This window comes from Priestia sp. TRN 1309, assembly GCF_050846875.1.
GTDB lineage: Bacteria > Bacillota > Bacilli > Bacillales > Bacillaceae_H > Priestia > Priestia zanthoxyli.
Map to the genome: position 1 here is coordinate 708,666 of NZ_JBOZGM010000002.1, position 25,935 is coordinate 734,600.

Annotated in this window: 26 protein-coding genes and 1 riboswitch; of the genes, 6 read left to right on the forward strand and 20 right to left on the reverse strand. The window is 39.1% G+C overall.

All coding sequences use genetic code 11. The annotated features are described in order from the left end of the window. Positions 1 to 13: 13 nt before the first annotated feature. The 14 genes from ACRPLQ_RS10925 to ACRPLQ_RS10990 all read right to left on the reverse strand — a co-directional run bounded on the left by ACRPLQ_RS10925 (position 14) and on the right by ACRPLQ_RS10990 (position 13,946). Positions 14 to 1,792, reverse strand: a complete 1,779-nt coding sequence (locus ACRPLQ_RS10925) for an acyl-CoA dehydrogenase family protein (RefSeq protein ID WP_182029632.1) — start codon at positions 1,790 to 1,792, stop codon at positions 14 to 16. Then, entirely contained in the window at positions 1,780 to 2,523 is a 744-nt protein-coding gene (locus ACRPLQ_RS10930) for a 2-phosphosulfolactate phosphatase (protein WP_182029630.1), read from the reverse strand. The genes ACRPLQ_RS10925 and ACRPLQ_RS10930 overlap by 13 nt, the downstream gene beginning before the upstream one ends. Then, positions 2,520 to 3,578, reverse strand: a complete 1,059-nt coding sequence (locus ACRPLQ_RS10935; RefSeq protein WP_182029628.1) for a phosphotransferase family protein — start codon at positions 3,576 to 3,578, stop codon at positions 2,520 to 2,522. The genes ACRPLQ_RS10930 and ACRPLQ_RS10935 overlap by 4 nt, the downstream gene beginning before the upstream one ends. Positions 3,579 to 3,603: 25 nt before the next feature. Further along, positions 3,604 to 4,005: an acyl-CoA thioesterase gene (locus ACRPLQ_RS10940; RefSeq protein WP_048020916.1), complete on the reverse strand. Its 402-nt coding sequence runs from the start codon at positions 4,003 to 4,005 to the stop codon at positions 3,604 to 3,606. A gap of 14 nt (positions 4,006 to 4,019) precedes the next feature. Beyond that, positions 4,020 to 4,802 (reverse strand): enoyl-CoA hydratase, encoded by a 783-nt coding sequence (locus ACRPLQ_RS10945; RefSeq protein ID WP_028413346.1) that lies wholly within the window; start codon positions 4,800 to 4,802, stop codon positions 4,020 to 4,022. Next, the gene (locus tag ACRPLQ_RS10950; protein ID WP_033578977.1) at positions 4,799 to 5,683 is read right to left on the reverse strand and encodes a 3-hydroxyacyl-CoA dehydrogenase family protein; all 885 of its coding nucleotides are present in this window, start codon (positions 5,681 to 5,683) and stop codon (positions 4,799 to 4,801) included. The genes ACRPLQ_RS10945 and ACRPLQ_RS10950 overlap by 4 nt, the downstream gene beginning before the upstream one ends. An 80-nt stretch (positions 5,684 to 5,763) precedes the next feature. Continuing rightward, positions 5,764 to 6,330 (reverse strand): TetR/AcrR family transcriptional regulator, encoded by a 567-nt coding sequence (locus ACRPLQ_RS10955; RefSeq protein ID WP_028413348.1) that lies wholly within the window; start codon positions 6,328 to 6,330, stop codon positions 5,764 to 5,766. A 90-nt stretch (positions 6,331 to 6,420) separates the two neighbouring features. Beyond that, entirely contained in the window at positions 6,421 to 8,037 is a 1,617-nt protein-coding gene (locus ACRPLQ_RS10960; protein WP_182029626.1) for a long-chain-fatty-acid--CoA ligase, read from the reverse strand. A gap of 19 nt (positions 8,038 to 8,056) precedes the next feature. Beyond that, a complete protein-coding gene (locus ACRPLQ_RS10965; RefSeq protein ID WP_033578975.1) occupies positions 8,057 to 8,830 on the reverse strand; it encodes an SDR family oxidoreductase in 774 nt (257 codons plus the stop codon). After that, positions 8,808 to 10,052, reverse strand: coding sequence for an acyl-CoA dehydrogenase (locus ACRPLQ_RS10970; RefSeq protein WP_325075473.1), 1,245 nt, complete (start codon positions 10,050 to 10,052; stop codon positions 8,808 to 8,810). The genes ACRPLQ_RS10965 and ACRPLQ_RS10970 overlap by 23 nt, the downstream gene beginning before the upstream one ends. Positions 10,053 to 10,204: 152 nt before the next feature. Then, positions 10,205 to 10,468: a DUF1292 domain-containing protein gene (locus tag ACRPLQ_RS10975; protein ID WP_013057050.1), complete on the reverse strand. Its 264-nt coding sequence runs from the start codon at positions 10,466 to 10,468 to the stop codon at positions 10,205 to 10,207. A gap of 86 nt (positions 10,469 to 10,554) precedes the next feature. Further along, a complete protein-coding gene (locus ACRPLQ_RS10980; RefSeq protein WP_325076837.1) occupies positions 10,555 to 12,279 on the reverse strand; it encodes a PAS domain-containing sensor histidine kinase in 1,725 nt (574 codons plus the stop codon). Positions 12,280 to 12,439: 160 nt separating this feature from the next. Beyond that, on the reverse strand, positions 12,440 to 12,754 hold the full coding sequence (locus tag ACRPLQ_RS10985) for a YckD family protein (RefSeq protein ID WP_048020928.1): 315 nt from the start codon (positions 12,752 to 12,754) through the stop codon (positions 12,440 to 12,442). A 73-nt stretch (positions 12,755 to 12,827) separates the two neighbouring features. After that, entirely contained in the window at positions 12,828 to 13,946 is a 1,119-nt protein-coding gene (locus ACRPLQ_RS10990; protein ID WP_325076835.1) for an NAD(P)/FAD-dependent oxidoreductase, read from the reverse strand. Positions 13,947 to 14,284: 338 nt separating this feature from the next. Here ACRPLQ_RS10990 and ACRPLQ_RS10995 point away from each other — a divergent pair, with 338 nt between their 5' ends. The 6 genes from ACRPLQ_RS10995 to ACRPLQ_RS11020 all read left to right on the forward strand — a co-directional run bounded on the left by ACRPLQ_RS10995 (position 14,285) and on the right by ACRPLQ_RS11020 (position 19,484). Further along, complete coding sequence (locus ACRPLQ_RS10995; protein WP_028413355.1) at positions 14,285 to 14,797, forward strand: CBO0543 family protein; 513 nt, start codon at positions 14,285 to 14,287, stop codon at positions 14,795 to 14,797. Between the two features lie 66 nt (positions 14,798 to 14,863). Continuing rightward, positions 14,864 to 15,046: riboswitch (Lysine riboswitch) on the forward strand. Positions 15,047 to 15,184: 138 nt separating this feature from the next. Continuing rightward, entirely contained in the window at positions 15,185 to 16,513 is a 1,329-nt protein-coding gene (gene lysA, locus ACRPLQ_RS11000; protein ID WP_014460106.1) for a diaminopimelate decarboxylase, read from the forward strand. Between the two features lie 50 nt (positions 16,514 to 16,563). Beyond that, entirely contained in the window at positions 16,564 to 17,826 is a 1,263-nt protein-coding gene (locus tag ACRPLQ_RS11005; RefSeq protein ID WP_033578970.1) for a dicarboxylate/amino acid:cation symporter, read from the forward strand. A gap of 138 nt (positions 17,827 to 17,964) precedes the next feature. After that, complete coding sequence (locus ACRPLQ_RS11010) at positions 17,965 to 18,099, forward strand: hypothetical protein (RefSeq protein ID WP_013057043.1); 135 nt, start codon at positions 17,965 to 17,967, stop codon at positions 18,097 to 18,099. Between the two features lie 155 nt (positions 18,100 to 18,254). Then, positions 18,255 to 18,440 carry a hypothetical protein gene (locus ACRPLQ_RS11015; RefSeq protein WP_028413357.1) on the forward strand — a complete coding sequence of 62 codons (186 nt, stop codon included), beginning with the start codon at positions 18,255 to 18,257 and terminating at the stop codon, positions 18,438 to 18,440. Positions 18,441 to 18,572: 132 nt separating this feature from the next. After that, positions 18,573 to 19,484, forward strand: coding sequence for a LysR family transcriptional regulator (locus ACRPLQ_RS11020; protein ID WP_251440376.1), 912 nt, complete (start codon positions 18,573 to 18,575; stop codon positions 19,482 to 19,484). Positions 19,485 to 19,684: 200 nt separating this feature from the next. On the opposite strand, the gene ACRPLQ_RS11025 is transcribed toward ACRPLQ_RS11020, so the two are convergent. From ACRPLQ_RS11025 to ACRPLQ_RS11050, 6 genes are all read right to left on the reverse strand, one after another. Then, positions 19,685 to 20,371: an O-methyltransferase gene (locus ACRPLQ_RS11025; protein ID WP_034266120.1), complete on the reverse strand. Its 687-nt coding sequence runs from the start codon at positions 20,369 to 20,371 to the stop codon at positions 19,685 to 19,687. A gap of 250 nt (positions 20,372 to 20,621) precedes the next feature. Beyond that, positions 20,622 to 21,197 carry a GNAT family N-acetyltransferase gene (locus ACRPLQ_RS11030; RefSeq protein WP_165636045.1) on the reverse strand — a complete coding sequence of 192 codons (576 nt, stop codon included), beginning with the start codon at positions 21,195 to 21,197 and terminating at the stop codon, positions 20,622 to 20,624. A gap of 175 nt (positions 21,198 to 21,372) precedes the next feature. After that, positions 21,373 to 21,846, reverse strand: coding sequence for a hypothetical protein (locus ACRPLQ_RS11035; RefSeq protein WP_034266114.1), 474 nt, complete (start codon positions 21,844 to 21,846; stop codon positions 21,373 to 21,375). 244 nt (positions 21,847 to 22,090) lie between these two features. Next, positions 22,091 to 23,551, reverse strand: a complete 1,461-nt coding sequence (locus tag ACRPLQ_RS11040; protein ID WP_432235969.1) for an aminoacyl-histidine dipeptidase — start codon at positions 23,549 to 23,551, stop codon at positions 22,091 to 22,093. Between the two features lie 195 nt (positions 23,552 to 23,746). Beyond that, positions 23,747 to 24,523, reverse strand: a complete 777-nt coding sequence (locus tag ACRPLQ_RS11045; RefSeq protein ID WP_028413363.1) for a 3-hydroxybutyrate dehydrogenase — start codon at positions 24,521 to 24,523, stop codon at positions 23,747 to 23,749. A gap of 19 nt (positions 24,524 to 24,542) precedes the next feature. Beyond that, the gene (locus tag ACRPLQ_RS11050; RefSeq protein WP_014460118.1) at positions 24,543 to 25,823 is read right to left on the reverse strand and encodes a GntP family permease; all 1,281 of its coding nucleotides are present in this window, start codon (positions 25,821 to 25,823) and stop codon (positions 24,543 to 24,545) included. Between the last annotated feature and the right edge of the window lie 112 nt (positions 25,824 to 25,935).

Here is a 25,935-nt window from a genome sequence, read left to right on the forward strand (position 1 = left end):
ATAATACCCCTCCTTATACAACATATCGTCCGCTGTCGATAAATTCACGGGCGATGTCTCGATTGCGCATGAACTCTCCTTCACTTTGCAAATCATTCATCCATTTTCCAAGAATTGTGCGGTACTGTCGGTGTTTTTCATCCGTTAACATCCCGTTTATTAATTGTCGAGCCTGCTTTTCAATTTCAAAGAGCGTTTCACTAACAACTGTTGCTGTGAGCTTGCTTTTTAACGTTTCTTTTTCTTCTCCATTTCTGGTTACAGCTTTTTCCACGCGCAGCACAGATGACTCCATAGCGAATAGCCCAATAGCAATTTCTGCTAATTTCATCAGCGTTTCTTGTTCTTGCGCTAGATTTGTCTGAAACGTTTGGAATGCTGTTCCTAGCAATGCAAGAAATAAATGCCTTGTTGTAATAACAGCCTGCTTTTCTCGTGCTAGAAGTTCATTTGAAGATATTTCCCACTGACCGCTCATCAATTCACTAACGGCATGTTCTACTCGTTTGTTCAGCTCTATTTCTCCTTTGCCTGCTTTTTTTAGAAGCTGAGTTGGAAGCAAAAGGCGGTTGATTTCATTTGTACCTTCAAAAATACGATTGATGCGTGAGTCACGGTATACTTGTTCAATTTTATATTCTTGAATAAATCCTGCTCCGCCATGAAGCTGCAGCGATTCATCGGCAATTAAATCAAGAGTTTCCGATCCATACACTTTACACACTGAACATTCCATTGCAAATTCAGCCAGCTGTTTAGCTACTAACTTATGATTTTCACTTTCATATAGTCCACCAAGCGCCTCTTCTAGTAAACCAGCTGTACGGTACTGGATAGATTCAGATGCAAAAATACGAGCCGCCATTTTTGCTATTTTTTCTTTTGAAGCGTTAAATTCCGCAATAGCTGTTTTAAACTGCTTGCGTTCTTTTGTATAACCTAAAGCAAGTTCAAACGCATATTTCGCTGCGCCCATACATGCAGAACCTAAGTTAAAACGTCCAAGGTTTAAGACGTTCAGCGCAATTAAGTGACCTCTTCCTACTTGTCCAAGTACGTTTTCTACGGGTACTAAACAATCTTCATAAATAACCGGGCGAGTAGACGACCCTTTAATCCCCATTTTCTTTTCTTCTGCCCCGAGAGACAGTCCTTCAAAATCTTTTTCTACAATAAAAGCGGTAAAATGTTCTCCGTCTACTTTTGCATATGTGATGAACGTATCTGAAAAGGCAGCATTGGTAATGTACTGCTTCGTTCCATTTAATACATAATGCGTTTTTTCAGGATTTAATACGGCTTTTGTTTGGGCTGCAAGAGCATCAGAACCAGCTTCTGGCTCTGTCAAACAGTAGGCGCCAATATATTCACCGCTTGCCAATTTGGGCAAGTATTTTTCTTTTTGCTTTTTGGTACCAAAATACGTAATAGGAAGTGTCGCAATGCATGTATGATTAGAATGAGCGACTCCATATCCGCTTGTCCGGCCGATGATTTCACCGACGAGTCCTTTGCTTACTTTATCAAGACCTAGTCCTCCATATGCTTCTGGAATACTGTGAGCAAGAAGTCCGAGTTTGCCTGCTTTGTGCATCAATTCTACTACTTTATCAAAATCTTGCTGCTCAATGTCACTGTGGTAAGGGTCGACTTCTTTTTCAATAAACTGCTTTGCTGTCTGAGCGATCATACGATGCTCATCCGTTAAGTCTTCAGGTGTATAGACGTGCTGCGCAGATGTTTTTTTAAGTAAAAATGATCCGCCTTTTGCTTCGGTTTTCATTTCAGACATATCATTTCCTCCCCGTTTACTAGCTTTTTCTTCATTACCTTAGGAACTACAGAATAGACGTTTTTCCGGCTTACAAAGCCAATTTCATCTAGAAAGCCATACTGAGTGAGCATTTCTCCTACGGCTGAGTGTTTCAATATTTCAACAGATGAATGCTCATAAGCCTTATACAAAAGCAGTGCGGCTTTTGCAGCATCCGTTAAATAAAATGTTTTTAGTTGCAGAAGACAGCTTATAAAGTACCCCGCTCCATATAAATCTTCTAGACAGAAGCGATCGGATGAACCTGAACAAACCAATAAAACAGTTTCATCTTGACTTGGTTGACAAACAGCACTGGCAACCGCTTCTCCGTTTAACAGTGAAGCTGCATAGACATGTTTTGCTTTTTCAGCGTTATGAATGGCCACCGTTCCATTAGTGGTGGATAAAATAACCGTTTTATCTTGAACATGCTGCTTTATCGTGCTGGGGCTTGGATCAAAAAAGCCTTCAATCGTTTTCCCTCTATATTCGCCTACAAGCGCAATTTCGTCAGGCTTATACGTTTTTGCTTTATTGCGCGCTTCTTCTTCGTTTTTTACGGGAATAACCTCTATTGCTCCTTGTTGTAAAGCAGCCGCAATTGTTGAAGTAGCCAATAAGACGTCAAATATAACGACCGTTTTTCCTTCTAGCTTTTTGGCAAGAAGCTCTTCTTTTTTGAGTATTACGTGAACTTTTCTTTTCATATATGCCCGCGTTCTGTATGCAGAGCATGAATAATCAGCGTTTTTACATACTCTCCAAATTGTGAAAACCGTTTGTCATTTGTTTGGCCTTTTTTATAACGGTAATAAATTTGCTGACAAATGACAGCAAGTTTGAAGTACGCAAACTTCAGGTAAAAGTCAATGTGTGACACATCTCGTCCGCTTTTTTTAGCATACGCTTCCACAAAATCTCGACGGGAATAAAAGCTTTTTTGCACAGTAACAGGTGGGTTCCCCAATCCTCTTTTTAAAAGTTCAGGGTCGCTGTCTTCCATCCAATAGCTCATCGCCACTCCCAAATCAGCAAGCGGGTCTCCAACGGTTGTCATTTCCCAGTCAAATAATCCTACAATTTTATTTCCATCCGGTGAAAATAACGTATTGTTAAGCTTATAATCATAGTGAATAATGGTTGAATGCTGTGAAGTGGGGATGTGTGTGGTCAACCATTTCTTTAGTGCTTCTACTTCCGGTATGTCACTTGTTTTTGATTTTTCATAACGATGAATCCAGCCGTGTACTTGACGTTCTAAAAAACCTTCAGGCTTGCTGATTTCTTCAAGGAGCGTACCTTTATAAGGAACGTCATGAAGCTGAACAAGGACATCTACCATTTGTTCTGAAATACGACGGCAAAGTTCGCTAGTTCCTTTCACGTCTTCTGGAAACGCTGTGTCGATGAGAACACCGTGCTTTCGCTCCATTAAAAAAAAGGGTTTCCCGACCACCGTTTCATCTTCACAAAACACATTAGGCCTAGGAGCGAGAGGGAAAGATTTCGATAAAACAGATAAAATCTTGTATTCTCTTTCCATGTCATGCGCTTTTGGCGCAACTGGCCCAAATGGCGGGCGTCTCAACACCGCCTCCCACTCTCCGACTGAAAGAGCGTAGGTTAAATTGGACGCACCCGATCCAAATTGCTTGATTAAAAGAGGCTCTTTAGGTAAATCAGGAATCGAAACACGGAGAAACTGATGCAGTTTTTCCGTGTTTAATTCCTCTCCTTTTCGTACAGGAATGATTTGTGACATTCTTTTACCACCTGCTTTTTTATAGTTAAACAGCTACTTTATAATTCATCAAAAACTGCTTAATGTCCGCTGGAATAGAAATGCTTTTTTGTGCATCAAAATCAAAGTACACGATGACAGCTTCTCCTTTAGCAATCAGCGATCCCGTCTTGCTGTCGGTAATTTCATGGCCAATTGTAAAGCTTTTATTGCCGACATTAGATACAAAGGTTTTAATCGTTAACACTTGATTAAAATATCCTTGCGCAACAAAATCACATTTAGTAGACGCTAAAATATACTCCCACTTTTTTGTATGCATGGATGCTCCCATTTCTTCAAAAAAAGCAATGCGTGCCTCTTCTAAATAAATGAAATAGCTCGTATTGTTAATGTGACCGAGTGCGTCTGTTTCGCAAAAACGCACTTTGACCTGTGTTTCATACATGGTTTTCTCCTCCTTTACTTATGTGAAAAAACAGCGGGACGCTTTTCAATAAATGCTGATACTCCTTCTTTAATATCTTCTGTTTGAAAGACTTCTTCAAACAGCTCTGCCTCAAGTTCAAGACCTTCAGATAGTGTACGATTCATTCCTTCGTTTACCGCTGCCTTAATTCGAGAAAGTGACGGAAGAGAGTGACGGTTAAATTTCTTAGCCAGCTCTTTTGCTTTTTCCAGCCCTTTTCCTTTAGGCGTTACATGATTGGCAAAGCCTGCATGAAGTGCTTCTTCCGCCGAAACAGGACTGCCGGCAAACATCCATTCTTTAGCTTTAGATGCGCCGATTACGCGCGGAAGACGCTGAGTTCCGCCGCCTCCGGGAAACAATCCGAGCTTCACTTCCGGAAGACCGATTTGAGCATGTTCTTCGGCAATGCGTATATCAGCGGTTAGTGAAAGTTCGCACCCTCCCCCAAACGTTAAACCGTTTAACACGACAATTGTTGGTTTTTCAATGTTTTCAAGTTTTTGCAAAACACGATGGGTTTTCATAAACTCTTCTTTAATACCGCTTTGTCCCATTAGCTGTGGAAATTCTTTAATATCAGCTCCAGCCATAAACGCCCGGTCGCCCGCTCCCGTTAAAATGATTGTAATGACATCAGGATCTTTACTAAGCTCTTCATACGTTTCTTCAAGCTGCTGCACAACAGCCTGGCTCATTACATTTAAAGGCGGATTATCAATGGTTACAATAGCTGTTTTCTCTTCTTTTTCAATACGTACAAATTTTTTCATCATTGCTTCACTCCCTGTGTGTGGTATGTGTAAAAACCTTTTCCTGTTTTGCGTCCAAGCTCGCCTTTTTGAACTTTTTCTTCTATGCACGCAGCTGGCTTGTCCTCAGGGTCCCCTGTTTCGCTATAGCGCTGCTGCATCACAAAATATCCGACGTCAATTCCTGAGAGATCCATCAATTCAAAAGGACCGATCGGGTGATTGAGCGCTTTTTTGCAAATCGTATCAATGTCTTCAAAATCTGCGTATCCATTTTCGTAAAGGAAAACGGCTTCTTTTTGCAGCGCTCCTAAAATTCGATTGGCAATAAAACCTGAGATTTCTTTTTTCAGAAGGACTGCTGTGCGATTAATTTGCTTGCAAACTTCCATTGTCGTTTGAGCTGTTTGTTCACTTGTCTTTTCACTCATCACAACTTCTACGCAGTCCATTACAAGAGGAGGAAAAAAGAAATGCATGTTAACGATTTGCTCTGGACGGTTTGTTGCACTTGCAATAAGCGAGTTAACAATTGTTGAACTATTCGATGCTAAAATGGCGTGACTTGGTGCGTACTCATCTATTTCTTTAAAGACGCTTTGTTTTACATCTAACTTTTCTACAACAGCTTCAATCACAAAATCAGCACTTGAAACCGCTTCCTTTAATGTGCTTGTAAAAGACAACCTTTGAAATGCGGCTTCTTTAGCATCAGAGGAAATTTTGCCTTTGTGAACCCACTTGTCTATAATTGCTTCCAGCTTATTTTTCGCCTCTATGAGTGATTGTTCATTCATATCTTGGATAATTGTTTCATATCCTCCAAGTGCACAAAGCATACCAATTTGATGTCCCATTTGTCCTGCGCCAATGACAGCAATACGCTGTATATCTTTACTATTCATGTTATAGCCTCCTTTTAATATAAAAGGAGAGAAAGAGCTTATACTTTCCCACCTTTTACGAGCACTGTCCAGCCTAGCAGCTACTGTGACTGAATACCTTTCATTAACATCTTATAAAAAATAGCCGCAACTTCTCGATCTGACTTTTCACCATCCGGCTGAAACCAAAAATAGCTCCAATTTGTCATTCCTAATATGCCTAGCGTCACGATATCTGAAGGCAAATCTGAACGGAACTGCCCTGCTTCCATTCCTTTTTCAATAATTTCCTGTACGTTTTCTTTAAAACGATCGCGCTTTGGAATGATTTGCTGTAAGTGTTCTTCACTCAAATGACGCATCTCTCGAAAAAACACTTTAGCTCGAAGACCTTCTTTCTCAATATCATGAACAAGTTTAAAAATAATGCTGTGCAGCTTTTCAGGATAAGATATTGTCTTATCTGCAAGAATCGTCTCTTGGTTTTCTATTAATCTTTCAATATATTGAAGGTGAATATCCATTAAAAGCTCTTGCTTGCTTTTAAAATAATAATAAAACGTTCCTTTTGTGACATTTAATTCATTTACAATATCTTGAATAGACGTTTCTTTGAAACCTTTTTGAGCAAAAAGCTGAATGCTTCGTTCCATCATCAAATCTTTCATCGTCAAACCCTCTCTGTCTTTTCTCATTTTCACAAATTATACCATGGCTTAGAGGGAGCTTTTGAAAAAGTTTGTTTATGTTCAGCTTCTTTACATCGTTTCTTTCACCACTTCTTCTCGCAGTGCTCTTCGTAAAATTTTTCCTACATTGGTCTTAGGAAGCTCAGCGCGAAACTCAAAGATTCGCGGAATTTTGTAAGCTGCAAGATGATGTCGACAATAAGAAGTAAGCTCTTCTTCAGAAAGAGATTTTCCTTCTTTCACTACCAAAATCGCTTTAATTGTTTCTCCTCTGTAAGGATGCGGAACGCCAATGACAACGGCTTCTTTAATGTGGCTGTGCTCATATAAAACTTCTTCAATATCTCGAGGATACACATTAAAACCACTCGCAATAATCATATCTTTTTTGCGATCAACAATGGATAAATACCCATCTTCGTCTATCTGTCCAATATCTCCTGTGTACAGCCAGCCGTTTCTAAGCGCGTGAGCTGTTTCTTCAGGCTGATTCCAATAGCCCTTCATAACTTGAGGGCCTTTAATGACTATTTCTCCAAGCTCTCCTCTTGGCAGTTCTTTTGTTCCTGTAGCCACGTCTACAATTTTATAAGCAGTTTGCGGAACGCCAAGTCCGACTGTGCCTGGCTTTCGTTCACAAAACGGCAGGTTGCAATGGGTAACGGGGGACGCTTCTGATAAGCCGTACCCTTCTAACACTTTAGCACCCGTTTTTCGTTCGAACTCTTTCATCAGCTCAACAGGCATTGGCGCACTGCCGCTGTTGCAGATGCGAATACTTTCGATATTGTATTCTTCTGCCCGCGGATGATTGGTAATCGCGACATACATAGTTGGCACTCCAGGAAAAATACTAGGCTGCTCTTTTTTGATTGTATTTAGTACTTCTTCTAAATCAAAACGCGGCAATAGCAATATTTCATTTCCGCAAAGAATTGATAAATGCATACAGGAAGTCATGCCAAATACGTGAAACAATGGAATAACGGTTAAGCATTTTTCTTTTCCCAATTCAATATCATGCTTAAATATTTCGTATGATTGAACTGCGTTTGTGTAAATGTTTGTATGTGTAAGCATCGCACCTTTAGATGGTCCGGTCGTTCCTCCCGTATACTGAAGAACAGCAATATCGTGTGCTGGATGGATGACCGGCTGATTAAATTCATGCTTAATGGTTAGAAAATCTAAGAAGGAAAGGTCTGGTGATGTAGGAACAAAAGGTTTTTGCAAGCTGACGGTTATCGCTTCTTCTATCTCAATACGATTCCTTATCTCTTGAAGTCTCGTATAAAAATCATCGAGTAGAATTATTTTTTTTGCGCCGGAATCGTGTAAAATATGCTCTAGTTCTTGTTCGACAAGCATGGGGTTGACCTGAGTGACAATGCCGCCCGCTGCTACAATGCCAAAATAGCTTATTATATATTGCGGACAATTTGGCAGCATAATTGCTACACGATCTCCTTTTTTAATCCCTTTTTTCTGCAGTGCTCCTGCAAATACGCGGACTGAGTGGTACAGCTCCTGGTACGTTAACGTATGCTGATACATGCGCGTGGCTGTGTGAGCAGGATAACGTTCGGCTGTTTCTTTCAGCATATCAAATAGTGAAATATCTTCGATGTGAATGTCATGAGTGTAGGCTTCTGGATAAGGTGTAAACCATTTTTTAACGTCTTCCATTGAGTAACTCCTTTCTTATTCACATAGCATGAACTCCACCGTCTACTGTCAGAATATCGCCCGTAATATAATTAGACGCTGCAGAAGCAAGAAAAACAGCCGCTCCTTTTAAATCAGCTTCGGAGCCAAAGCGTTTTAAAGGGGTTTGACTTAGAAAATAATCTTTTCCTTGTTCCATAATCGCACCTGACATTTTAGTAGGAAAAAATCCCGGCGCAATTGCATTAACTTGAATATTATGCTGTCCCCATTTGACAGCTAAATCTTTCGTGAACGTAATGACCGCTCCTTTACTCGTGTTGTACCCGATTGTATCCATATACTGAGGGTCCGTTCCTCCAAGACCCGCAATTGAAGCAATGTTAATAATCTTACCAGCTTTTTGTTTAATCATTTCTTTTCCAGCTTCTTGTGACATTAAAAACGTGCCCGTCACATTAATATTCATCACTTTTTGCCATGCTTCAAGAGGCATTTCTTCAGCCGAAGCTCCCCACGTAGCTCCGCTGTTGTTAATTAAAATATCGATGCGTCCAAATGTTTCAATCGTTTGATGCACGACATTTTTAATATCTTCAGGCTGACTGATGTCGCATGCTAAAGCGAGGGTTTTTACGCCCATGGTGGCCAATCGATCAGCCACTTGCTGACATGCTTCTTTTTTTCTTGAGCATAGAACAATATTTGCCCCTGCCTCTGCAAGCCCTTCTGCCATTTGCTCTCCTAATCCTCTGCCTCCTCCGGTAATAATAGCTGTTTTTCCAGTTAAATCAAATAGATCCTTTATGTGCATAGGTTGCCTCCTGTTCTTGATAGGATTTTAGCTCAAGTCTTGCAAGCTGTGCTTTGTGCACTTCGTCTGGACCATCGGCAAGGCGCAAAGTGCGGGCATTTGCCCAAAGTGCCGCAAGCGGCGTGTCTTCTGAAACACCTGCTGCTCCAAATGCTTGAATGGCACGATCAATGACTTTTAAAGCCATAGCAGGAGCTATTACTTTAATCATGGCAATTTCTTTCCGCGCTTTTTTATTTCCAACTGTGTCCATCATATAAGCAGCTTTTAATGTTAATAAGCGAGCTTGCTCAATTTCAATACGCGATTCTGCCACCCATTCTTGAATAACCCCTTGCTGAGAAAGTACCTTATTAAATGTAGAACGACTTTGAATACGCTTACATAATTCTTCGAGCGCTCTTTCAGCTGCTCCTATTAGACGCATGCAGTGATGAATACGTCCAGGCCCTAATCTACCTTGAGCAATAGCAAACCCTTTTCCTTCGCCTAAAAGCATATTGGATGCTGGCACACGCACATTGTCATAATGAATTTCAGCATGTCCATGAGGAGCGTGATCGTATCCAAAGACTGGAAGCATTCGTTCAATTTTAACTCCCGGAGTATTTAATGGAACTAGAATCATAGACTGCTGTTCATATTTAGATGCGTTAAAATCGCTTTTTCCCATGACAATAGCAATTTTGCAGCGAGGATCTCCCGCACCTGAAGACCACCATTTTCTTCCATTTATTACATATTCATCGCCTTCTCTTACAATACTGCACTGAATGTTTGTGGCATCAGAAGAACCTACATCCGGTTCTGTCATAGAAAAGCAGGAGCGAATGTCTCCATTTAACAGAGGCTTTAGCCATTTTTCTTTCTGTTCAGGCGTTCCGTATCGAACCAGCACTTCCATATTGCCAGTGTCAGGAGCTCCGCAGTTAAAAGCTTCTGGTCCAATAATAGAACGGCCCATAATTTCGCAAAGAGGAGCGTATTCTACATTTGTTAGACCTGCTCCGTATTCGCTTTCTGGCAAAAATAAGTTCCATAGCCCAGCTCGCTTTGCTTTTTCTTTTAACTCTTCCATGATTGGAGGAACAGCTGACCATCTAGATGGCTGTTCATTCAGCTGTTGTTCGTATAGCCGTTCATTTGGATAAATATGCTCTTCCATAAAAGAGCTCAATTCTTTTTGCAGCTTCACTACTTTGTCAGAGTAAGAAAAATACACGGTAGTCCCTCGCTTTCATTTACTTACTAACCGGTTGGTATGTTACATATTTATCATAAATGAAGGGAAATAATTCAGCAAGATATTTTTAGAAAAATTCTAAATATTATATTATTTAGAAATAAAAAAAAGAGAGGTTGTAACCTCTCTTTTTACGCGGATGTCATTTCCTCAAATACGGCTGATACTTTTTCAAACTCATCATCATCTTCAATTGAAGACCATTCACCATCATCTTCAATTTTTAAAAAGAAAACATCAATTTCTTCTTCTGTTTCAATTAAAACTTCTTCCACAAACGCAACGGCAATATAATCGTGGCCTTCAATCGTCATTTTTCCAAGCACTTCAATATCTTGCTCTTGATCATTTTCATCTAAAATTGTAAAAATCTCTCCCGTTTCAATACGTTCCATCGTATTCCCTCCTATTTTAACCTCATTATTCGTTCACTAACATGTATTCCCCTTTAGAAAAGGTTTCATGCTTATAAAAGTAGAATCTACTTTTTAAAAGGCAAAAGAATGTCTACGGTAGTTCCTTTTCCAAGTTCACTTACAAAGTTAATTTCTCCTCTATGTTCTCGAATGATCTTATAGCACACCATCAGTCCAAGCCCCGTTCCTTTCTCTTTCGTACTATAAAAAGGTTTTCCTAAATGCTGCATTCGTTCCTGCGTGATGCCTGGCCCCTCGTCGCTAAACCGGACAACAAGGTTCTCCTGATTAAATCTTTTTAGTTGAATCGTTACAGTTCCTCCACTTGGCATGGATTCGACGGCATTTTTAAATATATTGCTAAAGACCTGTTTTAACTGGTTTTCTTCGCATAATACGAGAGGAAGATGAAGATCAATCTCTTTTTTTACGTGAATTTTCTCTGTAATCCCCTGCACCTCAGCTAGCTTTAACGTGTTCTCTAAGATATCTTGGACGTGTTTGTCTTTGTAGGTTTTCGCCTGAGGCTTTGCAAGACTCAAGAACTCGTCGGCAATCAATTCGATTCTATCTAACTCATGATTTATCATTTCTACATAGTAAGGCTGACCGCTCGTTTCTTCTAATAACTGCATAAATCCTTTTACCGCTGTTAGAGGGTTTCTGATTTCGTGAGCGATACCCGCTGCTAACTGTCCGACTAAGGAAAGCTGAGCGGATTCACGCAGCAATTTTTCAGTTTTTTTACGTTCTGTAATATCACGAAACAAAACTTGAATGGCCTGCTTTCCCATATACGGAATAGGAAAGGCAATGGTTTCGGCATCAATCGTATGACCGTCTTTATGAATAAACTTTTCTTCCTGCAGATCCACAGATTTATTTTCTGTTTTCATTCGATAAATTCGCTGTTTTACAACATCATAGTAATCAGGGTGAACAAACTGATAAACACAAGCTCCTAATACATCTTGAGGATTCTTGTATCCTAGTGCTTTAGCTCCTGCAGGGTTGATATAATCAATTTTACCTTCACTATGAACGATAATTGCTTCCGGGGATAACTCAATCAAACTTCGGTAGCGCTGTTCGCTTTCTTTTAAAGCCGTCTCATCCTGCTTGCGTGATGTTATATCTCGATAGACAAACGCAATGCATAACGGCCAATCATTCATATTTTCAACGCGAAATAGTGTGACGCTTACATTAATTAAATGCCCGTCTTTATGCTGTCTGACCGTCTCAAATTCCGTTTTCGATTCCCCTGATTGAATAGTCTTATGAAGTTCGCACACGGGCTCCTTTAAAAACGAAGGTATAATCGGAAGAGGCTTTTGATGAATTTCTTCAAACGTCCAGCCAAATGTATTCTCAAACGCAGGGTTCACTTGAAGCGTTTTACCCTCTAAGTCAACGATAGCAACAGCATCTGCGTTATGATAAATAAAAGGCTGAATCTGTTCTTTTTTCTCCTGATAACTAGTTATATTCACGCAATGTCCCATAATTTCAGGTTTTTCTGTGTAAGATAAAGGGGTTAAGTTTACTACATAGCGTTTATCATTTATTTGAAGCTCGTACATAAGCTTTTTCTTTTTATTTAGCGCTTCAAAAAAATGCTCATACGAGACCCATTCTTCTAGAGGTATTTTTTGCTCAGAAACGCTTTCTCCTTGATACATACTGTAAACAAGATGGTCACCTTTTTGTTTGTAAGCAAATATGATTCCTAGATCCTCAGCTGAATGATTTTCTGCATGTAATCGGACTATTTTTTTATTTTCGTTCATCGTTCATATTTACCTACCCCTCACTAGCATCTTTCCTACTCGTTCTCATTCTCTTAATTTTACATGAGGTGTTTAAAATTTACTAGATAAAGAAGCGGATATTTTCCATTCATTCACATAAAAAAGCGCCTGTATAGGCGCTTTTTTATGTGAATAGGAATTACTTTGAATGATGCATTTTATGACAGTGACGCTTCGGGACAAAACCATTTTGCTCCATATGCTGATAGCGATTTTCCATATGTGAAGAAATGTTTTGACTCTCCGTTTTGCTTAGCACGCCGTACTCCACATATTTTGAAAGTATTTCTTTCTTTTTTTCGAACATTTCTTTGTACAGAACGGATAATTCCTGCTTTTGCTGAGACGTCAGCTGCACGTCTTTTGTTTCTGGCTGAGGATTGTTTTCCGCTAATACAGGTGTCGCGCTCATAAATAAAAAAGCTGCTGCTGCACTTATCATAATCTTTCGCAAACAATCTACTTCCTTTCATCATATAGTAGTTATAGTTTGCGAACTTCTATTTGTTTTCATTCATTCTATTTGCTTAGGACTCAATAGCTCCTCTTACATCATAGTCGCTAAGATCAATTTCCATTTCCATTTCAAGTGCTAATTTAGCCAGCTCTGAACCAAGATAAGGGCCCGAAGTTAAGCCTGAAGCTCCGAGACCATTCGCTACTAGTATTCCTTCGTAAGCTGGAAGAGCCCCAATGACTGGCAAGAAGCCTGGAGTAAATGGTCGAAACCCTACCCTTGTTTCTAAGACTGTGCTTTCTGTTAAGCCAGGAGCAATTGATAAGGCCTTTGAAAAAATTTCATGAAGCCCCCCAGCCGTTACTCTCAAGTCATAACCCGTGTCGTTTTCATGTGTTGCTCCTATGACAATTTGACCTTGTTCAAACGAAAGAATATATTGGTCGCTTGGAGGCATTACAACGGGCCAGTCTTTTGTATCTAAATCAGGAAGATGCAAGTGGACAATTTGCGCTTTTTGAAAGCTTGCTAAAAATTTCACTCCAAGAGGCTCTAGTAATTGATTTGCCCACGCTCCTGCTGTCACGATTGTTGTACTTGCTAGAAGGGTTTGTCCATTTACGGCAACGCCCGTTACTTGATTATTTTCATAAAGTAGTTCTGCGTTTCCTTCTATTATTTTTGCACCGTTTTTCTTCGCTGCATTCACAAGTGCGTTTCGAAGAGCTCTTCCGTTAACGCGAGCGGCTCCACTAATATGAACTGAACTGTATTCTTCCGAAAGAGCCGGAAACAAAGCCTGTGTTTCTTTAGTGGATAAACGTGTAATCTCGCCTATTTCGGGGGCTTCTTCCCGACGCTTATATGCTCGTTCTTCCATTTTTTTAAGCTTTTGTTCATCAGTGTGTAAACTGATTGCTCCTACTCGCTTATATCCCGTATCCGTTTCTCCATCTTCTTCTAATTGCTGAATTAATGTTTGATAGTACTTGGCGCCGCCTTTTGCTAATCGGTACCATGCTTTATTTCGACGCTGCGAAAGCCACGGACAAACAATTCCTGCTGCTGCATCAGTAGCTTGACCAGCATCCTTGCGATCTATCAATGTCACATCTGCTCCTGCTTTTGCTAAATGATATGCCGTAGAAGCTCCAAGTACCCCAGCTCCAACTACGATGTATGTTTTCATACCAAAACACCCTTTTCTTTCTTCTAGTATTCTCATGCTATATGTATGCAATTTTAGCATAGCAAAAAAAGAAGTCACATACTAGGCGAAGCTATTTTAAGCTTATTTTTAAGCCTTGCTGACTTTGACATATAGCTCCTTTCGTCTCGTAAACAAAAGCGGTAGAAGTTCTTTTACCAAGATTATAACAGGGTGAAGAAAGCCATAAATAGTGGTAGTACGTCTTTAACGCTGTGGCTTACGGCTTTTCTATTATAGGTGCTGAATAAAAAAATGAAAGAATAAAACCACTATAATATGTAAATAAAAAGAAATAACCATTATTTTAAGGAGAGCGTATGCAATCTTCATTTGTATTATTTTTTATCATTCTTGGTTTACTATTTGGCAAGTGGCGAAGGTATCAAGAATACTACCCTACTTTGCTGTTTTGGGTCACGGGGAATTTGCTTTATGAAGTGCTGCTGTTTCATCACCGCGTATGGGTATTTCACCCTGTTGGTATTGATCATCTTTTTCTACCCGATCACCTAATGGTTTCTCTTGGAATAACCTTAATTATTTATCCGTTTGTTATACCGGTTTTTTTAGGAAGGCTGCCGCTGCATGTAAGCGGCCGGCTGTGGTGGATTCTTTTATGGGCGCTTTTATTTACTGTGATTGAGTTCATTGCTTATGTTAATCACAGTATCACTCATCATTATGGATGGTCGCTGCTATGTTCTTTTCTCTTCAATATTGTCACGTTCTCACTTTTAATCATTCATCAGAAGACAGCGCTGGCTGCTTGGATTCTATCTGGAAGCTTCATAGCTTTTTTATTTATCTTCTTTGATATTCCTATGCCTTAACTTTTCATTGACTAGACAGAGGAAAAGGAAATATAATAGGAGTTACATTTAAATATAATTTTCCTCTCTGAGAATAGAGGTGCATGAAATCAAGAGTCACTTATTGGAGACTAATGGAGTCTGTGAAGATAAGTAAAAGGGATTTCGTGCCGAAGTATATAAACATCCATTGTGTTCATATACTGGTTCAGTATTGAATAAATGCTGAGCTGTCACAAACCACTTGGTTTGTGGAGAGCTATTGAAGAGATGTTGATGCCTAGAATGTAATAATACTTTATTATTATGAAACCAAGACGCGTGAACATCACTTCACGGGTCTTTTTTGTGTTTTTCTACTGACCATCAAAGTTATAGTTGAATGATTTAAATGGAGGGATACGGATTATGTACTTACATGGAACGAGTAAAATTAACAGCAGCAATCATTTAGAAATTGGGCAGTGCGATACGGTCGAACTGAAAAAACAATACGGCACTCCCCTATACATCTACGATCAAGAATTAATTGAGACGAAATGCAAGGCCTTCCATTCAGCCTTTCAAAGAAGCGGATTTTCATATCAAATCGCCTATGCAGGGAAAGCGTTTCTTTGTATGGAAATGGCTAGCCTTTTAACGAAGCTTGATATGTCATTAGATGTGGTCTCAGGAGGCGAATTATTTACAGCTCTTGAAGCGGGATATCCAGCTGAACGCATTCATTTTCACGGAAATAACAAAACGATTGAAGAAATTGAAATGGCTCTTGATGCGAATATTGGCTGTTTTGTTGTGGATAACTTTACCGAACTTGAAGTTTTACATGCCTTAGCAGCTGAGCGCAAACAGAAAGCATCTATTCTTCTGCGTGTTACTCCAGGGATTGAAGCCCACACACATGAATATATTATGACCGGACAGGAAGACTCCAAGTTTGGATTTGGTCTTTCCAATGACCAGGCTATGAAAGCGGTAAGTTCTGCATTAGAAAAGCCTTACTACGATCTTTTAGGCATTCATTGTCATATTGGTTCGCAAATTTTTGAAGTAGATGGTTTTTCTCGCGCCATTGATATTTTAACTGATTTCTTATTCAGTATTCGTGATAAAATGGAATTTGAAGTAAAAGTTTTAAACGTAGGTGGTGGTTTTGGTATTCGTTATACCGAAAGCGACTCTCCACTTCCAGTTGAGTATTATGTAGATGCACTGACAGAAAAGCTAAGCCGCACGTTAACTGAACAGAATTATACCCTTCCGGAAGTCTGGATTGAGCCTGGAAGAAGCATCGTAGGAGAAGCAGGTACAACGCTTTATACAATCGGCTCAACGAAGGAGATTCCAGGTGTACGCAAATACGTAGGAATTGATGGCGGTATGACCGATAATATCCGTCCTGCTCTTTACGATGCAAAACATGAAGCTGTCTTGGCTAATAGAGTGACGGATAAAAAAGATGAAACAGTATCAATTGCGGGGAAATGCTGTGAATCAGGAGATATGCTTATTTGGGATATCGATTTACCGCGCGTTAATCAAGGAGATTTACTAGCAGTATCCTCTACAGGTGCCTACAACTATTCAATGGCTAGCAATTACAACCGTATTCCGCGCCCTGCTGTTGTATTTGTGAAAAATGGAGAAGCTCGTCTTGCTGTAGAGCGAGAAACATACGAAGATTTGGTGCGTAAAGATGTAAAGCCAGTCGTTACTACGTATGCAATGAGCAAATGATAGCTGTTCTTGCGTAGTAAAGAAGCTATTGTTGTTTGGAGGAAATCTATATGGTTTTAAGTGTATTTAAAACGTACAGATCATCGCTTATTCTGCTTCTCGCTATTTTAATTGGCGGGATAGCAGGATATGCTATCGGGCCCGATGTGGCAGTCGTAAAGCCCTTTGGTGATTTGTTTCTTAATTTAATGTTCATGATTATCGTTCCCCTTGTCTTTTTTAGTGTGGCTTCGGCGATCGCAAACATGAACGAAATGAAACGTCTTGGTAAAATTATGCTAGGTATCGCCGTTGTGTTTGTCGCCACTGCTGCTGTTTCAGCCGTTCTAGGCTTTTTAGGCGCATCACTTTACAATCCGCTGCACAACGTAGATACTTCTGCCATTAAAGAATTAATGGGTGACAGTGAAAATACAGCTGAAAAAATGACGCTTTTAAATCAGCTTGTTAGTACATTTACTGTACCTGATTTTGTTCAGTTATTTTCGAAAGAGCATATTTTACAATTAATTGTCTTTGCCGTTATCTTCGGTATTGCTACCACGATGGCTGGTGAAAAAGGACAGCCTATGGCGAAATTTCTGACTTCGGGTCAAGAAGTATCGATGAAAGTCGTTAAAATTGTCATGTACTATGCTCCAATTGGTTTAGGGTGCTATTTTGCTACTGTAGTAGGAGAACTTGGACCAAAGATCTTGCAAGGGTATGCCAGAGCATTTATTCTTTATTTATTAATTGCAATCGTTTACTATTTTGGCTTCTTTACGCTATACGCATGGATTGCTGGCGGTAAAGCAGGAATTAAGCTGTTTTGGAAAAATGCAGCTGCTCCTTCTATCACTGCTATTGCTACCTGTTCTTCCGCGGCATCTATTCCAGTCAATTTAGACGCAACAAAGAAAATGGGTGTGCCTCTGGATATTGCTGAAACAGTGATTCCATTAGGAGCAAACACCCATAAAGATGGTTCTGTTATCGGTGGTATTCTAAAAATTGTTTTCTTATTCAGTTTGTTCGGCAAAGATATGACGTCTGCTACGAGTATTTTGAGCATATTAGGCGTAGCCTTTTTAGTTGGAGCCGTAATGGGAGCAATTCCTGGAGGCGGTATGATTGGCGAAATGTTAATCATTACAATTTACGGATTTTCGCCAGAAGTTCTGCCCATCATTGCGGTCATTTCCACAATTATTGACGCCCCTGCTACGCTCTTAAACAGTACGGGAAATACAGTAACAGCGATGCTTGTTACAAGGTTTACAGAAGGAAAAGACTGGATTAACAAAATTATCACCACCGATAAAGTCGCCTAGTAAAAAAGCAAAGGGAACAGTCTTAGTGACTCTCCCTTTGCTTTTTTCGTGTGCAGTAATATCGATAGCCGTGTATAAAGTTTGTAAATACGCACATTCTATAGGTATGTTTCATAACCGGACTGGAGGTGTCGTCTAATGAGTAACGCTGCAGGAGGTTCAAAGAAGAATCAACCGAATGATGCGAATCACGTAAGTGCAGAAACAAAAGCTCATCAAAAACGTCTCACTGAGCAAAACAAACAAGAGCATCAAGCTGAAGAGCGAAAATAAAATGACGTCAAAGAACGTTTGGCACAGGCCCTGCGTTCTTTGACGTCATTTTATTTTGAGAGAGCTTAATGACGACGCTCTTTATAGGTCTATCGTACAACCTCCTTTCAAACTTTTACATATTCTATTAATAGGTTTGTAAAAGGAGGAATGATATGGTGTTTTCTTGGATAGAGATTACAGCTGCAGCCTTTGGGCTTTCAGTTATTTTGATAAGTTTTGCATTTTTGCCCGAACGTACAGGCAAAAATCTTTATATTCCTCATCAGCTAGTAGCAAAATCTATGTTTCTCTATAAAAAGATTATTGGTTTTATAAATCAATTTCGACAGAAACTTTAGTTCATTTCCTTTCCTCGTTTTTATTCATTGGATAGCTCCCTTTTTTAATCAGCGCATTTACAGTAAATAATTTAATGGTTAAAATAAAGAGTAAAAAAAAAGGATAAGCAGTTTGCAGAAATGGAGTTTCACATGGAAATCAGAGACTTAGAATACTTTATAGAGGTAGCGAATCATAAAAATTTTACAAAGGCAGCGCTGCAAGTTCATTTGTCACAAACGGCTTTAAGTAAAGCCGTCAAAAAAGTAGAAAATGAACTAGGATTTGAGCTTCTTGACCGTTCAACAAGAGAATTAAAGCTAACCGATGCAGGAGAAGTCGTGTATCATCAGGCAACTAAAGCGCTGTCGGTGTTAAAAGACATGCCTCACTTGTTGGGCGATTTAATGAACTTGCAAACAGGGCAAATCAAGATGGGAATCCCTCCGCTCATCGGGACCTTGTTTTTCCCGAAGATTGCAAAAGCATTTAATGAACAATACCCTAAAGTATCTCTAGAGCTTATTGAATTTGGAGCAAAAAAAATTGAAGCCCTTGTGGAAGAGGCTGGTGTAGATATGGGGATTGTTATGCTTCCTCTCACAAGCGGTCATGATGAGCATTTTCACGTATACCCGTTCGTTAAGGAGAGATTCCTTTTATACGCCCATAAAAACCATCCTTTAGCGAAACGTTCTTCCGTCTGGATGAAAGAATTGGAGCATGAAAAATTCATTATGTTCAGTGAAGAATTTACGCTGCACGACCGGTTAATTCAAGATGCTTTAAAATCAGGATTTGTGCCTTCTATCGCATATAAAAGTTCTCAATGGGATTTAATTATTGAATTAACAGCAGCAGAACTAGGTATTGCTATTTTACCCGAATCGCTTTATGCCAAAGTGAAAGATTCCAATATTATTACGGTACCTATTGCAAATCCTGAAATGATGTGGGAACTTGGAATTATTCTGTTAAAAGAACGCTACAGTTCATTCGCTGTAAGAGAGTTGATTAATTTTCTGACAGCAAAACAAATAACAAATAAGTTGGACGCAAATTAAATAGAGGCTGGGAGATAACGAAATCAATCCACAGCTAGAAGCACCTACACCTACACACATGAAATTTACGTTCACTATCACCATGAAAAAATCCGACCGAGGAATCGAGATTCTCCATCAAGAATTTGAATTCATCGGTCGGATTTCCCTTCAACAAAACTACTTTTGTCCCAGCCTCTTTATATGTAACACGAGTTCTATCATTCAACAATCCCTACAATGAATCCATCATAGCCTTTGCTTCCAACGGTTTGTATAGCCGTGGCGCTGATTCGTTTTTCTTGAGCCAGAGCATCCATAAATTGTCGAATTCCCTTTACATTTTCATCTTCACTTTCTGAGTTCACCACATGCCCTTGACGAACAACATTATCACAAATAATCGTACTTCCTCGTTTCGATAATTCTAGAGCCCACTTTAAGTAATTTGGGTTATTCGGCTTGTCAGCATCAATAAAGATAAGATCAAACGGCTCTGTTCCCTTATCCTTTAATACAGCTAATGTATCAAGCCCGGGGCCGACAATGACTTCTACTAAGTGGCTTACTCCCGCTCTTTTTAAATTAGCTCGTGCTACTTCTGCATGCTGAGCGCTTAATTCGAGCGTAATCAGCTGTCCGTCTTTCGGAAGAGCTCTGGCTAGCCAAATCGTGCTGTACCCTCCAAGAGTACCAATTTCCAAAATGCGTTTAGCCCCTTTTAATGAAGCTAACAAATGCAGAAACTTTCCTTGACTAGGCGATACGTCGATGGCAGGTAATCCAGCCTCTTGATTTGCCTTCAATACCTCATCAAGAATAGGGTCAGGTTGTATGAGCTTATCATTCATATAAAGATCCACTTCATTCCAAATTTCATATATAGACATTTCCATACTCCTCCACATAAGTTATAAAAGCTTTATTATTCAAAGATACGAATATGTTTTTCTCATATTCAGCTTGTTGCCGTAATCGTTCGTATTATGAATGTGTTCTAGCTCTCTAATAAACTATCCTGCTCGCTCTTAAAAAGAATTGTTATATGTCCATAAAAAAGACCTTCAGAGAGGTCTTTTTTATCTTTAAATAATCGTAGCTCAATCCGTAAAAAATAGCCGGTACCTTTCTACCGGCTATTTTCTAGAAGACATCTTATTATCCGTTATGACTGAACTTAAATACTATCGGTGTACGTTCTGTTTCTATTTTCCAAATCATGTGATGATATCCTTTGCTCCAGTAATCTTTTACTAAGTAATCGGGAATTCCAAATATGTTTTTCCATACTTTCTGAGCATTCTTGTATCCGCTATCCAAACAAATTTTTTTAATTTCTCTGCTTTGAAGCGTAAGCAGCATAATATGTATAAGCAGTGTTCCTACCCCTTTTCTTTGGTACTTTGGATGAACAAAAACTGTGCCGATTTCAATCCATCCTTGCAGCTCCCCTTTTGTACACGCCATAATTAATTCACTAACAGGGCCATATTCAATGCAGCCAATAATCTTATTGGTGCACGTATCTATTCCGAGCCAAAAGAATCGACATTTCCCATCGCTATCAAGGTCACTTTTTAAATATTGTTCTTTACTTTCAATTTCTATTTGTATATCGTTCATCATGTCAGATAGACCCTCTCTATGGAAGGTATCTGTGATCACTTCATTAAAAAGCTCGTGGAGTTCTGCACTGTCCTCTATTTTTGGTCTTCTTATTTCAATATGATTCAATGTTCATCCCTCCTGATTATTTCACTGCCAAATATGAAGTTTTACTTTTATTATTTATCAATATATGTTGATAATCCTTTTCTTTTTCTACAGTTTTCCCAACAAAAAAAGCACGAGAAGCTTTAAGTTCTCGTACTTTTTTATAATATGGATTCTGCTTTTCTCTTGGGAACTGTTAATACTGATTCACAAAGCTCTGGATTTTACATACGAATTCAGAAAGATTCTCCTTTATCTCTTTATCTTCTGTTTTCGTTACTTGCTCTTGTATGGCATCAATCATTAAACGTGCTCTTTTAGGATCTATAGAGGCCGGCTGGCTGCTATTATTTGATAAACTCTTCAAAATTTGATTAGTCATTTTGTTTTTATCATGAATATAAAATAACATTTGAGGAACTTGATTAATTAACAAATTTACATACCTGCGAAACTCCTCTATCTCATATAATTCTCTTGAAGTACCTTTAAAGCCATCAACGGAAAGCATAAGACTCTGGTAGCCTTTATCACTGCGTTGATTAAGTGCTTTAATGACTTTTAAAAATCGATCGAACTTTAGATAACGTATTTCGTCTTTCTTTAATTCTAAAAATTCAATTTCTCCTTTTTCTAAAAAAGGATCTTTGATAAGACTATTATCATTCATATACATTCTCTCCCTACTAATTTATTAGTTGCAGAGCTTGTTTTGAATTCATTTGTCTATCGTTTTAATAATTGTTTACCTCTTTTAGGACCGTTTTAAAACCTTTATTTGTAAAACGCTTACATAAATGTTCTCAATTGCCTGACGCGTTGATGGAACCTTATTTATTATCTGATAAATGACGAATGAAAAAGAGCTCCTTTACAGAAGCTCTCTTTTTAAGATTATAGGGATGCTGATAACTTTATATCTTATTTGCCTCTTTTAATACTGCTAATAAGTATTCCCATGTCTTAAGAGTAGACGGAATGCTCAGGTGTTCATCAGGTGTATGAACGTCGTACATATCGGGTCCGAGCGAAATGGCATCTAATCCAGGGATTTTTTTTAAGAAAATACCGCATTCAATTCCAGCATGGATGGCAATGATCTCCGCCTCTTCACCATACTTTTCTTTGTAAACCTTTTTACATAATTCGCGAATTTTTGAATCTCCATTGTACGCCCATTCAGGATAATTACCTTTTGTTTCAACTCTTCCCCCGACTACCTGAGCAAGTATGCGCACTTGACTTACTATTTTTTCTTTTAAGCTTTTTACTGAGCTGCGAATTTCATTTTGAAAAACAACCTCAGATTCTGTCGTCGTGATCACACCTAAGTTGGTAGAAGATTCTACTAATCCTTCAATATTCATACTCATGCTTTGAACGCCGTTTGGTGTTAGCATAATAGCTTGTACAATTCGTTCTGTCGTTTCTCTTGTAAAACATTTCTCAACGGAAGAAAATTTGTTTATTTTTACATATACGCTCGGATCAGCCGCTTGTAATTCATTTTTTACTATTTCGTTCCACTCACGAATCTTATTTTCTAGCTTTCCTACCTCAGAAGGCTCAACTGATAGAATTGCTTCTGATTCACGGGGAATTGCATTTGATTTTAATCCTCCGCTAATGCTGCTTAAAGAATAGGGAAGTTCTTGTTGTAAATCATATAAAACTCTCCCTAGCAGTTTATTCGCATTTCCTCTTTCTTTGTCAATTTCCATTCCGGAATGTCCGCCGCGCAGTCCTCCGATGCTTAAGCTATATGTTTCTGAGTTATTGGAAGACGACTCCCAGTTTATAGGAATACGAAGCACGCCTTTTACCCCGCCTGCGCTGCTGACAAGGAGCTTTCCGTCCTCTTCTGTATCAAGGTTAATAAAGATTTCCCCTTCAAAATAAGCTGGATTTACAGCAATGGCTCCGCCCATAGTCGTTTCTTCTTCAGTGGTAATGACTACTTCAAGAGAGGGGTGCGCTATATTTTGAGCATCTAGTAAAGCCAGTGCATATGCAACGGCAATCCCGTTATCAGCTCCTAGCGTAGTACCATTTGCATAAAGCATATCTTCAACAATTCGCAGTTGAAGCGGATCTTTTTCAAAGTCATGGACAGTTCCTTTATTTAACTCGCATACCATGTCCATATGTCCTTGCAAAATGATAGCTGGAGCATGTTCATATCCTTTAGTTGCCGGCTTTTTAATGATTACATTTAAAGCTTTGTCTTGGATAACCTCAAGGCTTCTTTCTTTTGCAAAAGAAACTAAATAGTTACTAATTTCTTTTTCATTTCCAGATTCTCTAGGAATAGCTGAGATTTCGTTAAAGAAATAGAAAACCGGATGTTTAATTAATTCATTTACTGTTTGCACCATATGTATCATCCTTTCTAATCTGTACGCTTTTTTATCCTACTATTTATCTTGACAGTAGAAATAGCATATGAGGCTTTTTTTATGTATCGCCTAGTTATATTTTAACGTTGATTAACTCAATAGAATAGATATAACCTAAAAAAGCATAAATGAGCCCGTTGGACTCATTTATGCTTTTAATGATTTGTTCTATTTTTATTGAGCTGTATATCCGCCGTCCATTACTACCGCTTGACCAGTTACACCTTTTGCTTTATCACTCGCTAAGAAGATAGCGTAGTCAGCAATTTCGCTCACGTCTAGTAATCTTTTTTGAGGGACTAAAGGATAAATAACTTCTTCAAGAACGCTTTCTAATGGTACGTTTCTTGTTTTAGCTAAACCATCTAACTGACCTCTCACTAGTGGTGTATCCACATAACCTGGACAAAGTGCATTAACCGTAATACCGTGTGCTGCACCTTCAAGAGCAGCTACTTTTGTTAGCCCAATTACACCGTGTTTGGCACTGTTATAAGCTGCTTTGCCTGCAAAACCGATTAAACCGTTGATAGAAGAAACGTTAATAATACGTCCGAACCCTTGTTTTTTCATAATCGGAAACGCGTGCTTAATCGCCATAAATGGAGCTGTTAGCATAATTTTAATCATTAACTCATACTTTTCAGTTGGAAACTCTTCGATTGGAGAAACATGCTGCAAACCAGCGTTGTTAATGAACGTATGAACCGCTCCAAAATGTGCGTTTGCTGTTTCAATTAAATGTTTGATTTCTTCTTCTTTTGTTACATCCGCTTTGACACCAAGTGCTTCGAATCCAGCTTCACGAAGATTTTGTGCTGCAGCTTCTACGGCAGTTTGATCAATATCAGATAACACAATTTTCCCGCCGTTTTCAGCGAATCGTTTACCTATTTCAAATCCAATTCCTCTTGCTGCTCCTGTGATTACAATTACTTGATTTTCAACCATGTGTATTCTCCTCCTGTTTTTAAATAATACCGGCTGCCGCTAATGCGACTCCTGCAAATAAAGCGATTGTCGGGATGATAAATGCAACAACAAATACGTCTTTATACGTTTCTTTATGCCGAAGACCAGTTACAGCTAATAGCGTTAACAACGCACCGTTATGCGGTAAAATAGATGCACCTGACGCAACGCTTGCAATACGGTGAAGCGCATCGGCGCTTAAATTCGTCGTTTGAGACAAGTGATACCACGTATCTCCTAATGCTTGAAGCGCAATACCCATACCACCGGATGCTGAACCCGTGATCATCGCTAGCACTTGAACGCTTAACGCTTCTGAAACGAGCGGATTACTCGAAATGTTTAGTAGTACGTGCGTGACATCTTTAAACTCTGGAACTGCTGTAATAACCGAGCCAAAGCCTACTGCTGCACTCGTGTTAATAACAGCCATTACGGATCCTTTTGCTCCTTCATTTATAGAAGAAATAAACGTCTTATAGTGTTTGAAATTAATAAGTAAAATAGAAAAAATACCAATTAATAATGATACGATAGGCTCCCATTTTAAAACGTTTAATGTCACGACAACGATAATCAGCGGTAAAATAGCTAACATTACATTCATCGAGTCCTGCTCTTCACTTGCGGCAACCGATGATTCATTAGGCTCAGTAAACCCTTGATTTTTAGCTTTTAATTTTTTATCGCGATAAGCCAACCATAAATAGCCTCCCACTGCCATAATAAGACCTGAGACAATTCCAATAATTGAACCGGACATTGCATTGGTTTTAAATGTAGCAGTCGGAATCAGATTTTGAATTTGAGGCGTACCTGGAATCGCTGTCATTGTAAATGTAAATGCTCCGAGTGCAATGGTTGCTGGCAGTAAATTTCGCGATACGTTAGCTTCTCGAAATAATGCGATTGCTAAAGGATAAATCGCAAAGACAACAACGAATAAACTGACTCCGCCGTATGTCAAAATGGCTGAAGCAATCAGCACCCCTAAAATGGCTCTTTTACTTCCAAACAATTTAGCAATGCGCTGCGCTAGCGACTTAGCTGCGCCTGTATCTTCCATTAGCTTTCCAAAGACGGCTCCTAATAAAAAGATGGGGAACCATTTTGCAGCGAAATCTACAAACCCTCCCATATACACATCTGTATAAGTAGGCAGTACTTTTAAACCGCTAAAATAAGCAACAAACGTAGCGACAACAGGTGCCACCCAGATAATAGACCATCCTAGATAAGCAAAAAACATCAACAATAACAATCCTACAATAATAACCACACGGTAACCTCCTTTCCTTTTAATACATATACATAATGGATTATTTCACAACACAACAAGTTTACACCCGTTAGTTTTATAAGTAAAATGAATAAAAGGAATCAAAACTATG